The sequence below is a fragment of the Longimicrobium sp. genome, from assembly GCF_036554565.1.
In the GTDB taxonomy this organism is placed as follows: domain Bacteria; phylum Gemmatimonadota; class Gemmatimonadetes; order Longimicrobiales; family Longimicrobiaceae; genus Longimicrobium.
Genome location: NZ_DATBNB010000510.1, coordinates 1 through 13,304, shown reverse-complemented (window position 1 = coordinate 13,304; position 13,304 = coordinate 1). Strand labels below are relative to the sequence as shown.

Sequence of the window (13,304 nt, the reverse complement as noted above, 5' to 3'; positions counted from 1 at the left end):
CGGTGACCACGCGGATCTCGCGCTCGGTCTCTACGACGTCCGTCTCCGGCGCACGCATGAGCGTGGCACCGTTGCCCTGCCGCCCGCCCATGAAGTTGGTGAACAGCGCGTCGAGCGGGTCGTTGAAGCGGGTGGTGGAGTACATCGTCATCTGTCGTTCCTCCGGTTGGTTTAGCCCAGTGGGCCGACGGTTGATTCACGCACGTCGCGCAGGCACCCCGCCCACGCGGCTGCCCCGCATAAGGGCAACGCGCGTACCAGTTTACGTCGGTCAAAACGACAAACGGACTGCAAGAAAGACAGTGCGGAAAGACAGTGCGTCAGTGCGTTAGTGCGTTAGTGCGTTAGTGCGGAAGGGATCCACTCACGCACTTCCGCACTCACGCACTAACGCACTTCCCCTCACGCACTAGCTCCCTTTTCCAACGCCTCTCCCACCGCGTTCCACAGCGCGTCGGGCGTGAACGGCTTCTGGATCAGCCGGAAGCGGCTTTCCAGCACGCCGTGGCGGATCAGGGCGTCGTCGGTGTAGCCCGACATGAACACCACCCGCAGCCCCGGCGAAACCGCCAGCAGCTCCTCGGCCAGCTCGCGGCCGCTTCCCTCGGGCATCACCACGTCGGTCAGCAGCAGGTCGATGCGGCCGCCCGCCTGCTCGAACACCTGGCGCGCATCGGCGCGGCAGCGCGCGTCGAGCACCACGTATCCTTTGCGCTCCAGGATCTTGCGGGCCAGCGTGCGCACCGCGTCCTCGTCTTCCACCAGCAGGATGGTGGCCGTGCGCGCCTCCGCCTCATCCAGCACGTGCAGCACCGGCTCCAGGCGGTCGGGCTCGGCGTTCACCGCGGGAAGGAACACCCGGAAGGTGGTGCCGCGGCCGGGCTCGCTTTCCACCCACACGTAGCCGCCGCTCTGCTTGACGATGCCGTACACCGTCGAGAGGCCCAGCCCGGTGCCGTGCCCCGGCTCCTTGGTGGTGAAGAACGGCTCGAAGACGCGGGCCAGCACCTCCGGCGGCATCCCGACCCCCTCGTCCGACACCGTCAGCTGCACGTACGGGCCGGGGACCACGGAATACGGGTAGCGGCGCGAGTCTTCCTCGGTCAGCCGCGCGTCGGCCGTCTCGATCACCAGGGTGCCGCCAAGCGGCAGGGCGTCGCGCCCATTCACCGCCAGGTTCAGGATCACCTGCTCCAATTGGCCGGGGTCTGCCCTCACCCGCGACGCGTGGGCGTCCAGCCGGGTGACGAGCGTGACGTCTTCGCCCAGCAGGCGGGCCAGCATGCGCTCCATCTCGCGCACGCTGGCGTTCACGTCGAGCACCTTGGGCGCCAGCATCTGCTTGCGGCTGAAGGCCAGCAGCTGGCGGGTGAGCCCCGCGGCGCGGACGGAGGCGCGCTTGATCTCCATCAGGTCTTCGCGCAGCGGCCCCGTGTCCGGCGCCTCCATCAGCAGCATCTCGGCGTTGCCCTGGATGGCCGTCAGCAGGTTGTTGAAGTCGTGCGCGATGCCGCCCGCCAGGCGCCCCACCGCCTCCAGCTTCTGCGACTGGCGAAGCTGCTCTTCGCTGGCGCGCAGCTCCTCTTCGGCCTGGCGCCGCGCCGTCACGTCGTGCGAGTTCACCACCACCGCGCGGACGGCCGGGTGCTCGACCAGGTTGTAGCCGGTGCTCTCCAGGATGCGCCACCCGCCATCCGCCATCCGGATGCGGTACTCGCGCGTGACCGAGGCGCCCGGCTGGCCCAGGATGGACATGAACGCGCCCAGCACCTCGCCCACGTCGTCGGGATGGATGATCTCGAAGATGTTGCGCCCGTGCAGCTCGTCGAAGGTGTAGCCCAGCAGCCGCTCCACCGAGGGGCTGTGGTCGCGCACCTTGCCCTCCAGGTCCAGGCTCACCACCAGGTCCTGCGCGTTCTCCATCAGCGCGCGGAAGTACGCCTCGCGGCTGGCCAGCGTGTCCTGGGCGGCGCGGCGCTCGGTGATGTCTTCGGCGATGCCGGCCGTGCGGAAGGCGGCGCCGTGCGCGTCGCGGATGGGAAAGCCGCGGTCGCGGATCCACCGGACCTCGCCGTCGGGGCGCACGATGCGGTACTCCACCTCGTACGGCTCCACGGTGCCCATGACCCCCGCCAGCGCCTCGGCGTCGTCGGGGTGCACGGACCGCAGCCACACGCCGGGGTGGGCGTACAGCTCGTCGATGGCGCGGGCCCAGATGCGCTCGTACGCGGGGCTCACGTACACGGTGCGCTCCTGGGCCAGGTCGTACAGCCAGAACACGGCGCCGATGTTTTCGGCCAGCTGCCGGAAGCGTTCCTCGCTTTCGCGCAGCGCCTGCTCGGAGCGGTGCTGCTGCACGGCGTAGCGCACGGCCCGCTCCAGCAGCAGCGGGGTGATCTCGCTCTTCACCAGGAAGTCGGCCGCGCCGGCACGCATGGCGGCCATGTCTACCCCGTCGTCGCCCACGCCGGTCAGCAGCAGCACCGGCGGGGTGGCCGCGCGGCTCGTCAGGCGGTCCAGGAAGTCCAGCCCGCTGGCGCCCCCCAGGTAGAAGTCCAGCAGCACGGCATCGAACGCCCCGTCGCGGAGGGCGGCCAGCCCCTCCTCCACCGTGGGCGCCCACTCCAGCTGGAACTTCACCCCCCGCGCGTTGGCCAGCAGGTCGCGCGTGAGGACGAAGTCGTCCTCGTCGTCCTCCACCAGCAGCACCCGCAGCGTTTCGGGGATCATTCCCCCTCCCTGCCCGCGGGGGGGAGCTCCACGATTTCGATGTAGTAGCGCCCCAGCGCCTTCATGGCGCTCACCAGCCCGTCGAAGGTCACCGGCTTGGAGATGAACGAGCTGGCGCCCAGGTCGTAGCTGCGCAGCACGTCTTCTTCGGCGCGTGAAGTGGTGAGCACCACCACGGGAATGCGGCGCAGCTCGGGATGGGCCTTGATCTCGCGCAGCGCCTCGCGGCCGTCCTTGCGGGGCATGTTCAGGTCGAGCAGGATCAGCCCGGGGCGGGGCGCGGCGCCGGGGGCCGACCAGCGGCCGCGCCGGTTCAGGTAGTCCATCAGCTCCTCGCCGTCTTCCACGAAGCGCAGCTCGTTGTTGAGCCGCGCCTCGGCCAGGGCGTCGGCGGCCAGCAGCCGGTCGTCGGCGTCGTCGTCGGCCATCAGGATCAACACGCGGCTCCCCTGCACAGGCGTCATGAGGTCAGGCCTCCTGCTGCGCCGCCCGGAGGGCGGGAATGCGGATGGTGAAGGTGGAGCCCTGTCCCGGCTGGCTGTGCGCCTCGAGGGTGCCGCCGTGCCGCTCGGCGATGCGGCGGCAGATGGCCAGCCCCATTCCCGTGCCCTCGTACTCGCCGCGCCCGTGCAGGCGCTGGAAGGGCGAAAAGATGCGGTCCAGGTACTTTTCGTCGAAGCCGATCCCCTCGTCGCGCACCGTCACCTCCGCCCACGACACCACCTCCGCGCCCCGCGGCGCCTCGCCGGCCGCGAGCAGCCGCCCCGCCACCCGCACCAACGGGGGCACGCCGGGGCGATGGAACTTCACGGCGTTTCCCACCAGGTTCAGCAGCAGCTGGCGCATCTGCATCAGGTCTCCCTGCACCGTGGGGAGCGGGCCGATTTCCACCTGCGCCCCGGTGGAGGCGATGCGCACCTGCAGGTCACCCAGCGCCTCGGCCGCCACCTGGTCCAGGTTCACGGGCACGAAGGGCTGCGGCCGCGTGGCCACCCGCGAGTACGCCAGCAGGTCCTGGATCAGCGCCTGCATCCGCGCGGCGGCGCTCCGCATGCGCGCCAGGTAGTCGCGCCCCTGCTCGTCGAGCGCGTCGCCGGCCCGTCCCGAAAGCCGGTCGCCGAACGCCTGGATCTTTCGCAGCGGCTCCTGCAGGTCGTGCGAGGCCACGTAGGCAAAGTCCTGCAGCTCGCGGTTGCTGCGCTGCAGCTCGCGGGCGTACGACTGCAGCTTGTCCTCGGCCTCGCGGCTGGCGGCCAGCAGGCGCTGCTCCTTTTCGTACGCCAGCGCGTCGCGCATGGCCGCCGACATCACCCCCGCCAGCAGCGACAGGGTGTTGGACTCCCCTTCGCCGAACGCGTGGGGCCGCGACGACACCACCTTCAGCACCCCCAGCCGCCGCCCCTCGGCCGCCAGCGGCACCACCAGCATCGACCGCACGCCCACCCGCCGCGTGGCGGCACGGGCCACGCGCGCGTCCGTTTCCGAATCGTCGCAGCGCAGCACCTGGCCCGTGCGCACGCTCAGCCCCGACAGGCTTGCCTCCACCGGCAGCCGCAGCCCCTGGTGGGGCGCCACCGTGCCCGACGCGGCGCGGTACACCATCTCGTCGCCCTCCAGCAGCTCCACCACGCCGCCGTCCGCCCCGGTCAGCGTGCGGGCACGCGCGGCGATGCTCACCATCAGCGGCTCCAGGTTGAGCCCGGCGGTGGCGAACTCCTGCTGCGCGGCCACCAGCTCGCGCAGGTGCTCGGCCGTGCGGCGCAGCTCTTCTTCGGCGTGGCGGCGGTCGGTGACGTCGCGCGAGTTGACCACGATTCCGCGCACGGCGGGGTCGTCCAGCCGGTTGGCCCCGCGCGCCGCCAGGATGCGCCATTCGCCGTTCCGGTGGCGGAACCGCAGCTCCACCGACTGCACCACGCCGGGGTTGCGGATGCGCTCGGCCAGCGCTTCCAGCACGTGCGCGTGGTCGTCGGGGTGGATGAAGTCCGTCACGGGCCGCCCCAGCAGCTCGTCGGGGTCGTAGCCCAGGATGCGCTTCACCGACGGGCTCCCGAAGCGGATGCGGCCGTCGGCGTCGAGCACGGTGATGACGTCGGTGGCGTTCTCGATGAGCGAGCGGAACCGCGCCTCGCTGCGCCGCAGGGCCACCCGGGCGTCGCGCTGCCCCGTGATGTCCTGGATCTGCGCGATGAACTGCACCGGCTGGCCCGCGCCGTCGCGCACCACGGCCACGGCCAGCAGCACCCACACCGTCTGCCCGTCGCGGCGCACGTAGCGCTTTTCCATCTCGTAGCTGTCGCCCTCGCCCGCCAGCAGCGCCTGCACCTGGGCGAGGTCGGCGTCCAGGTCGCCCGGACGGGTGACCCCGTGAAAGGCCAGCCCCAGCAGCTCTTCTTCGGAGTAGCCGGTGATGCGGCAGAGCGCCCGGTTCACCATCATCCACCGCCCGTCGGGCGCCACCAGCGCCATGCCGATGGGGGCGTGCTCCAGCGCCTCGCGAAAGCGCAGTTCGCCGAGCTGGCCGGATGGGCCGGCCGGCGCCTCGCGCGCCGTCACCAGGCGCGCGTCGCGGCCGGCGTACCGTACGTCGCTGGCGGCGAGCTCCACCCGCATCGCCGAGCCGTCGGCCCGCCGGTGGGTGCGTGTGCCATGGTCCGCCGGGGTGGGGGCAGCGTCCAGGTCGCCGAGCGTGAGCTGCGCAAAGCGTCCGGATTCGTATCCGTAAAGATGCAGCGCTGCCTGGTTCGCCGCCAGAACTTGGAGCGACGCGGGATCGTGCACCCACGCGGGGAGTGGGTGGGTGCCAAGGAACGACAGGAAGGGGTCGCTCCCGGGAGCCTCCCCGGCGGGCGCTGAAAAGCCGGGATCGGTCATGGACGCGGCGTGCCCTGCACGGGTGCCGGGCGATCATCAGAGCGGTGAGTTGGAAAGAAACTGCGCGTAAGATACGGGGAGGTGAGGCGGAATGGAATGCCGCCGGAAACGCTGCCCTCGTTTACGGCGCGCGCGATCCATGGATGCACGAACGGGCCGGCGGTTCGCCAGGCCCGTTCTGCCCCGCCAGATACGTGTGACTAGAAGCCGAGGTCGTCCCCGCCAAGCCACGTCAGCCGATGGGAGCGCTGCAGTGCTCCGAGATCGGCCCGGATCATCTCCATGCAAAGCTGCAGCGCCTGCACTCCATCGACCCCGTAGGCGGTCCGGACCCGTCCGTCACCGGCTCCCCGAATCTGGAAGGGGCAGCCCCATTCGCCATCCGCAACTCGCACCGGCATCCCCATCCGCACCACGACCCGCCCCGGATGCTCTCCCGCCGTTTCCAGCTCGCGCTCGGCGATCACACCATCGTCGCAGTTCTCCTGGCTCATGTTCATCGGCTCATTGGTCTACGAAGGGCTCCCCTCTTTGCGGCTACAATGCGTCGCGGGCGGAGGGGGCGCGTGGATCTTCGAGGAAGAGACGTACGGCAGATCCGACGGGAACCTCCGGTTTTTGTGCGTCCGGAAGCAGGAACGCCTGCATGTCGGCCGCGGCCGGAGCATTGAACATGACCAGGGCCCGTGCCATCCCGCGGACGACGCGGCCGTCCGGCGTGTGGATCTCGGCGTGCAGCGGGGTGGCGGCGGGCGCTGCCCACCGGCCCTTCCCGAGCACCATGAGCCCACGGCCCGACACGGCGAACGCGTCGGCTACGGTGAATTCGTGAACAGGCGTTTCGAGCCGCGAAATCCCCGTCCTGCGTCATCGCCGAAAACTCCTTCGCCTGGATCGCTCCGAATCAGGGACCGCGTGGATCGGCCAGGTAGATCCCGGACCGAGGAGCCGGTGGGCACCTCCGGCTTTTCGGTGGCCTCGAGCAGGAACCCCTCTCGCTCGTCCCGCGGGATCTGGATCCAGGCGCCTCCCGATGTGTTCCGCCCAGGCGCTCCGGTGGAGAATGCCCCGTCTGGCGTGTGAATCTCCGCATGCAGCAGCCGGAAGACCTTCTCCTGCCACCGGGTTCCACCTATCACCACCACGCCACGTCCCGTGATGGCGAACGCGGCTGGGACGGTTGAACTCATACGCAGGGGTCTCGGCCATCGTGCACCAGGCGCTTGCGGGTAGGTAGACGGGACACACCGCGAAATCACGTGAATGAATCCGGCAGATCGCGGACGAGCGCCCGGTCCCTGTCGCCATGCGGCGTAGCGCCGGTGCAAGATGGTACACGAGCAGGCGGGCGGAAACAGCGAGCGGGACGGACACCATTGGTGTTCGCCCCGCGTCATTGGGTCTGAATGGGCGCTGAGGGATTCGAACCCCCGACCCCCGGTGTGTAAAACCGGTGCTCTAACCAGCTGAGCTAAGCGCCCGTGCGATCTCGGACTACAGGATGATGCCGAGCGGCACCAGGACGGCAAAGCCCAGCACCAGCAGCAGCGGCGCGCCTACGGTGCTGCCCCCGGCCAGCAGCATGAACCCGTACACGATGCTCGCCAGGCCAATGCCCAGCAGGGCCCCGTTCAGCGGCCCGAAGCGAAGCGTGCTCTCGGCGTCGGCAACCGGCGCGGTGGCGGCCGAAGCGACGGTCCGCGGCTTGGAAGGTACAGGTCTCGACATGCGAAAAGTTTAGGGCTGCGGGGCGAAAGCGTCAACCCCGAAGCGTCCGCGGCAACGTCGTGTCGCCCGATGGGATGCCGCAGAAGCTGCTCGGGTTGTCTTACGGCGCCACTGGCGGGTAATCCGTCCGATGCCGGAACGAGAGCCTCGCCTGGATCGCGCGATAATCCCGCGCGTTGTCGTGAATGACTTCAGCACCAATTTGCGTGGCGGTGCAGGCAATCAGTACGTCGTTGGTCAGTGAAGGCGTGATCGTGAACCCCGCCCTGCGTAGCCGGCAGAGGATTTCTCCCGCACGCTTCCAACTCGCATGGGTAGGCGCGGCGGTTCTCTGCAGCTTTTCGAACCGCGTAATCAATTCGCGAAGGCGCCGAGCTTCCGCCTTGCGGCTGCCGGCCAGCAGTTCCTGGGCGACGACGGAGCACAGGTACACGGATGAAGAAAAGGCTGTGAGAAACGTTCTGTATCTCCTGGCCTCCACTTCCGAGCGCAACGCCCGCACCAGCATCTGTGTATCAACGATATACTTCATCCACGTCCGTCTGATTCGCGGGGTAAACGTCGTCGATCTCAATGCCGAACGCCTGGTCGAAGCCGGCCAGCAGCATCTCGCGAAACACCTCTTCCGGAGGCTCCGCGGCGGCCGGGCAGCCATTTGCCTTCGTCGTGCCGAGGTAGGTCGGACCTCGTGCCCGCGAGAGCCTCGCATTCTTCCGTGCTGATCTTTTCACGACCCCTCCACGCCGTCGAAAGAAAACGCTCTGGACCAATATCACTATGCAGTGGGAGAAGCGCAAGGGTACAGTGTGGACACGTGAGGTGGCGTAAAACGATGCCTTAATCGTCGTCCTCGGCCAGGGGATACTCCACGTTCACGCCGTCTTCGCGCGGCGCCGGGAGCATGTGGTACTCGCGCTCCATCTCCGCCACGCGTGCGCGGTTGCGGCGGCGCCGCGGAATCCAGGCGACCAGCGCCAGCAGGAGCGCCAGGCCCCATACGGCGCCCACGTTGGCACCCATCTGCAACCATCCGTAGCGCGAGCGGACCGCCTTCTTCCACTCGTCCTCCAGCTGCCCCGGCGTCATCGCGAAGGTTTCGCGGATGGCGGCGTCCAGCGTGCCCAGCCGCCGCCAGTTGTGCAGCAACAGCTGAAAGCCGCGCTCCCCCGCGCGGCGGCGCAGGTGGTCCACCATCGTGGCGCTCAGCAGGTAGGCCAGCCGCGCCTGCCCCTCGCCCGCCGGCCAGGCCAGCTCCAGCGAGTCCAGCGGCGGCGCCCGCCCCAGCATGAAGGCCACGCGCAGCGCCCACGCCTCGTCGGCGTTCCAGCTGCCGGACGCCACCTCGGCGTACCCCTCGTCGAACCAGCGCGGGATGGTTCCCGGCAGGCGCTCGTGAAGCACCAGGTGAACGATCTCGTGGCGCAGCGTGGCGTCGGCCTGGCGGCGGTCCACGCCAGGGACGGGATAGGCGGGGATGACGATGGTGCGCTCGTACGGCATGGCCACGCCACCCGCCCACTCGGGGGTGCGCCCGCCCGTCGCCGCCGAAAAGGCACGCGGGCTGGTGGCCAGGACGATGGTAGTGGACTCGGGAGCGGCGCCGCGGCCGAAGCCCGGGAGCGGCATGGGCGCCACGGCCCGGGCCATCACCTCGCGGGCCAAGGCGGCGTGCCGGGGGGCGTGGATCACCCGCAGCGTGCCGGAGCGGAGCGTGTCGAGGGGGGACTGCGCGAGCGCGGGGGACGCGCCGGTGAGCAGGGGAAGGAGCGCGAGGAGGACGCGGATCAGCCGGCGGCCTCTACCGGCTGGCCGGACTCCAGCTGGGCCAGCGCCTTGCCGCAGCGCTCGCCCCACAGGTTGAAGCGGTTGGTCTGGTGCCCCGTGCGCCAGGCGTCGGCCGCCGCGGCGTTGTTGCCCTCCAGGTAGTACGCCCGCCCGATCTCCCACCACGCCTCCAGCATGTTGGGCCCCAGCTCCAGCGTCTGCCGGAAGAAGCCGCGCGCGTCGTCGTACATCTCGCGCTCAAGGTACACCAGCCCCATGTAGAAGTGCGCGTACAGGCTGCTCTTGCGGTCGGCGTCCTGCCGGATGGCCTTGCTCAGGTGCTCGATGGCCTCGCCGAAGATCCCCTTCTTCAGGCAGATGTACCCCAGGTTCACCCGCGCCAGCGGGTTGTTGGGGTCCTTCATCAGCACCTTGTAGTAGGTCATCAGCGCGTCGTCGTACTGCTCGCGCAGCATCTGCGCCCACCCCAGCAGGCTTTCGGCGTGCGGATCGTTGGGCGCCAGCTCCAGCGCGCGCTCCAGCTCCTTCACCGCGCGCTTGGCGTCGCCCGAGGCGATGGCCGTCCACCCGCGCTCGATGTACGTGCTGCTGCCGATGTGGTCGGACACGATGGTGTGCTGCTGCGCCGGGGCGGGAGGCGGGGGAAGCGACTTGTAGCGCTCCACCAGCGCCCGGATGCGCTCCTTGAAGGCGGCCAGCTCGTCCAGCGCCGTCTCCGTTTCGCGGAACAGCGCCACGATCTCGCCACGCAGGCGCTCGCGGTCCGCCGCGCCCGCCGTTTCCAGCTCGCCCTCGATCCGGCCGTAGCGGGCCAGAAACGCGTCCAGCAGCTCCCGCGAGGTCATGCCCCCTCCGCCACCCCTTCCGCCGCCTGCAGGTCCGCGCTTTCCAGGGCGATGCGCTCCTCGCTGCTCAGGATGCGGTCCAGGTCCATCAGAATGATCAGCCGCCCGTTGTGCCGCACGATGCCGCGGATGAACTCCGCGGAAAGCCCCTTGATGTACGCCGGGGGGGCGGAGATGGAGGTTTCCGGCGCACGCAGCACCTCCGTGACGCTGTCCACCACCAGCCCCAGCCGCTCGCCGGCGAACTCCACCAGCACGATGCGCGTCTCGTCGTCGTAGCCGGCCTCCGCCACCTCGAAGCGGCGGCGCAGGTCCACCACGGGGACCACGGAGCCGCGCACGTCCAGCACTCCCTCCACGAACGCCGGGGCGCGGGGCACGGGCGTCACCGCCTGGTAGCTCAGGATCTCGTGCACCGAGAATACGTCCAGCCCGAACTCCTCGCCGCCCACGCTGAAGGTGACCAGCTGCACCTGCGGCACCGCCGCCTGACGAACGTTCCTCATGCTGTCCGGGTGTCCAGGGTGGTCCGCTCGCGAAGCAGCTCCGCGAGGTCGATCAACGTCACCAGCCCGGGGGCCAGCCGGGCCACCCCCACCACGTACGCCTCGCCTGCGGCGTGCGGCGCCGGCCGAAGCGCCTCCGCCGGCACCTCCATCACCTCGTGCACGGCGTCCGCCGCCACGCCCACCCGCGCCCCGCCTACGCCGGCGACCAGAATGGGCCGCGCCCCGCCGGGCGAGAGCGAAAGCCCCAGCGCGGCGGAAACGTCGACGACGGGCACCATCTCCCCGCGCAGCAGGATCATCCCCAGCAGGTGCGGCGGCACGTCGGGAAGCGGATGGATGCGCTGCCTGGTCACCACCTCCTCCACCAGCCGGATGTCGCACCCGTGCAGCTCGCCTCCCATGCGGAAGGCCACCACCTGCGCCCCCTCGCCCCGGGCCAGCAGCGCGCGGAAGTCCAGCTCCTGCGCCGGGGCGATCACGCGCCCTCCCGCACGACGATCGCCGGTCGGGGACGCAGGTCCACCTCGCGCTCGATCCCCGTGTGGATCTGGTCCAGCGGCATGATGCTGCCGGCGCTCTTCGCCGCCGCGGCGGGCATCCCGTAGATCACGGACGTGGCGCGGTCCTGCGCGATCCCCGATCCGCCCGCCTCCACGATCTCGCGCAGCCCCTCCGCGCCGTCCTTGCCCATCCCGGTAAGCACCACGCCCACCGTCCTCGGGCCGAACACCTCGGCCGCGGTGCGGAACAGGTAGTCCGCCGCGGGGCGCACCCCCCAGAGCGAGGGCTCCTGGTCCAGCGCCAGCCGCGCCTGCCCGCCCTCGCGCACCACACGCATGTGAAAGTCGCCGGGGGCAAAGTACACGTGGTCCGCCAGCACCGGCTCGCCGTCCACCGCCTCGCTCACCGCCAGCTCCGACATGCCGTCGATCCGCTCCGCCAGCGAACGGGTGAAGCGCGGCGGCATGTGCTGCACCACCAGCACGGCAGCCCCCAGCGGAGCGCGCAGCCGGGGGATCATCTCCGTCAGCGCCCGCGGACCGCCGGTGGACGCGGCCACCACCACCGCGAGGTCCGCCGCCGTCTCGTGCGCCGCGGGAACGCGGGGCGCGGCGGGCGCGGCGGGCACGACGTCGGCGGCAGGCGCGACCGGCGGCGCCACGGGCATCGACAGCGAACCCCGGCCCGGCGCGGCGGCCGGCGCGGGGCGCAGGGCGGACCGGCGCATCTGCACCGGCAGCACGGACAGGTTGGCGGCGGCGGCGGCGCGCAACGCGTCCAGCAGCCGGTCGGCGACCGTGTCCAGGTTAAGCGAGATGGTGCCGGACGGCTTGGCGACGAAATCCACCGCGCCGTAGTCCAGCGCCCGCATGGTCGCTTCGCCGCCCTCCGTCGTATAGGCGGAAAGCATGACCACCGGGCGCGGCGTCTCGCTCATGATGTAGCCCAGCGCGGAGAGCCCGTCCAGCCCGGGCATCTCCACGTCCATGGTCACCAGGTCCGGCTCCAGCTGGTGCACCTTGCGCAGGGCGTCGTGCCCGTCGCGCGCGGTGCCCACGACGCGAAACTCGTCGGTGCGCGAAAGGATGTCGGTGATGACGCGCCGCATGAAGGCGCTGTCGTCCACGACCAGGACGGTCTGCGGGCGCCGGTCAGAGAACGACATCGGGCTTTCCAACCGAGCTCACGGTCGTGCGCCCCTGGCCCACGGCGAAGCGAACCGACCGCCCGTAGTCGCCGCCCACGTTCTCGCTGAGCACGGGAATCCCCGCGCGCTCCAGCGCCTCGCGGGCCGCGCGGACGTTGCGTTCGCCCATGTTCAGCGTGCCCGGCACCATCAGCGTCTGGAACATGGCCGCGCCCCCCACCAGCCGCGCCTGCAGCCGCCCCGGCCGGGCGCCGCGCCGGGCCATCTCGCGCACCAGGAGGGGCACCGCCGTCGTGGCGAACTTGCTCTCGTTGCTGCGGTCGCGCGAAAGCGCCGGCTCGGGGAGAAGCACGTGCGCCATCCCCCCCACGCGGGCGTCGGGGTCGTGAAGGAGAATGGCCACGCACGAGCCCAGGCCCAGGGTCACCAGCAGGTCCTCAGGGCCTCCGACGGCGTGCTGGGCCACCTTCACGTAGGTGGTGGCGCTCGCGCGGCCGTTCATTCGGGGGGCCTGCGGAAGATGCGCTCGCGGTTGTTGACGGGCTTGAACAGCAGCCGCGCCTCGCCGATCAGCGTTTCCACCTTGCCCATCACCAGGTACCCGCCCGGGGCCAGCGCGTCGTGAAAGCGCCGGAACAGCCGCTCCTGGATCTCTCGGTCGAAGTAGATCACCACGTTCCTGCAAAAGATCAGGTTCTGCCCCGCCAGCGGCTGGCCGGAGATCAGGTCGCGGTGCTCGAAGGCCACGCCCTGCTTCACCTCGGGCTTCACCGCCCAGGGCGGCCCGCCGGTGAACCAGCGCGCCTGCGCGTCGGGCGGGGTCTCGGCCATCGACAGCTCCGGGTACTCGCCCCGCCGCGCCGCCTCCAGGCTGCGCCGGTCGATGTCGGTGCCGGTGATCTGGATGCGCCCCGCCTCGTGGCTACGCCCGTTCCGCGCCAGCCAGTCGCGGAACAGCATGGAGCAGGTGTACGCCTCCTCTCCGCTGGCGCTGCCGGCGCTCCACACCTTCACCGGCGCGCGGCCGGTGAACAGCTCTGGGAGCACCTGCTGTTCCAGCGCGTTCCACGTTTCCAGGTTGCGGAAGAACTTGGTGACGTTGATGGTCAGGGTGTCGAGCAGGTGGTCGTACTCCGCCGGCTCGCGGTCCAGCAGCGCCGAGTAGTCGGCGAACGACATCTGCCC

Annotated in this window: 13 protein-coding genes and 1 tRNA gene; all 14 read right to left on the bottom strand. The window is 70.4% G+C overall.

Annotation, left to right across the window (positions count from 1 at the left end):
* Positions 1 to 402: 402 nt before the first annotated feature.
* Positions 403 to 2,730 carry a PAS domain S-box protein gene (locus VIB55_RS14045; protein WP_331877281.1) on the bottom strand — a complete coding sequence of 776 codons (2,328 nt, stop codon included), beginning with the start codon at positions 2,728 to 2,730 and terminating at the stop codon, positions 403 to 405.
* The gene (locus tag VIB55_RS14040) at positions 2,727 to 3,194 is read right to left on the bottom strand and encodes a response regulator (RefSeq protein ID WP_331877280.1); all 468 of its coding nucleotides are present in this window, start codon (positions 3,192 to 3,194) and stop codon (positions 2,727 to 2,729) included. Before VIB55_RS14040 ends, VIB55_RS14045 begins: the two co-directional genes overlap by 4 nt.
* 4 nt (positions 3,195 to 3,198) lie before the next feature.
* A complete protein-coding gene (locus VIB55_RS14035; protein WP_331877279.1) occupies positions 3,199 to 5,604 on the bottom strand; it encodes a PAS domain S-box protein in 2,406 nt (801 codons plus the stop codon).
* Between the two features lie 200 nt (positions 5,605 to 5,804).
* A complete protein-coding gene (locus VIB55_RS14030; protein ID WP_331877278.1) occupies positions 5,805 to 6,098 on the bottom strand; it encodes a DUF6968 family protein in 294 nt (97 codons plus the stop codon).
* A 913-nt stretch (positions 6,099 to 7,011) separates the two neighbouring features.
* Positions 7,012 to 7,085 (bottom strand) — tRNA-Val (locus VIB55_RS14025).
* 13 nt (positions 7,086 to 7,098) lie between these two features.
* Positions 7,099 to 7,332 (bottom strand): hypothetical protein, encoded by a 234-nt coding sequence (locus VIB55_RS14020; RefSeq protein ID WP_331877277.1) that lies wholly within the window; start codon positions 7,330 to 7,332, stop codon positions 7,099 to 7,101.
* A 100-nt stretch (positions 7,333 to 7,432) separates the two neighbouring features.
* Positions 7,433 to 7,864, bottom strand: a complete 432-nt coding sequence (locus tag VIB55_RS14015; protein ID WP_331877276.1) for a type II toxin-antitoxin system VapC family toxin — start codon at positions 7,862 to 7,864, stop codon at positions 7,433 to 7,435.
* Between the two features lie 305 nt (positions 7,865 to 8,169).
* The gene (locus VIB55_RS14010) at positions 8,170 to 9,021 is read right to left on the bottom strand and encodes a peptidase MA family metallohydrolase (RefSeq protein WP_331877275.1); all 852 of its coding nucleotides are present in this window, start codon (positions 9,019 to 9,021) and stop codon (positions 8,170 to 8,172) included.
* 95 nt (positions 9,022 to 9,116) lie between these two features.
* Complete coding sequence (locus VIB55_RS14005; protein WP_331877274.1) at positions 9,117 to 9,962, bottom strand: tetratricopeptide repeat protein; 846 nt, start codon at positions 9,960 to 9,962, stop codon at positions 9,117 to 9,119.
* Complete coding sequence (locus VIB55_RS14000) at positions 9,959 to 10,468, bottom strand: chemotaxis protein CheW (protein ID WP_331877273.1); 510 nt, start codon at positions 10,466 to 10,468, stop codon at positions 9,959 to 9,961. Before VIB55_RS14000 ends, VIB55_RS14005 begins: the two co-directional genes overlap by 4 nt.
* Entirely contained in the window at positions 10,465 to 10,950 is a 486-nt protein-coding gene (locus VIB55_RS13995; RefSeq protein ID WP_331877272.1) for a chemotaxis protein CheW, read from the bottom strand. Before VIB55_RS13995 ends, VIB55_RS14000 begins: the two co-directional genes overlap by 4 nt.
* Entirely contained in the window at positions 10,947 to 12,137 is a 1,191-nt protein-coding gene (cheB, locus tag VIB55_RS13990; protein ID WP_331877271.1) for a chemotaxis-specific protein-glutamate methyltransferase CheB, read from the bottom strand. Before cheB ends, VIB55_RS13995 begins: the two co-directional genes overlap by 4 nt.
* Positions 12,124 to 12,621 carry a chemotaxis protein CheD gene (locus VIB55_RS13985; protein WP_331022353.1) on the bottom strand — a complete coding sequence of 166 codons (498 nt, stop codon included), beginning with the start codon at positions 12,619 to 12,621 and terminating at the stop codon, positions 12,124 to 12,126. Before VIB55_RS13985 ends, cheB begins: the two co-directional genes overlap by 14 nt.
* Positions 12,618 to 13,304 (bottom strand): protein-glutamate O-methyltransferase CheR (locus tag VIB55_RS13980; RefSeq protein ID WP_331877270.1); only part of this gene is annotated, 687 nt, incomplete at its 5' end. The genes VIB55_RS13980 and VIB55_RS13985, both read right to left, overlap by 4 nt.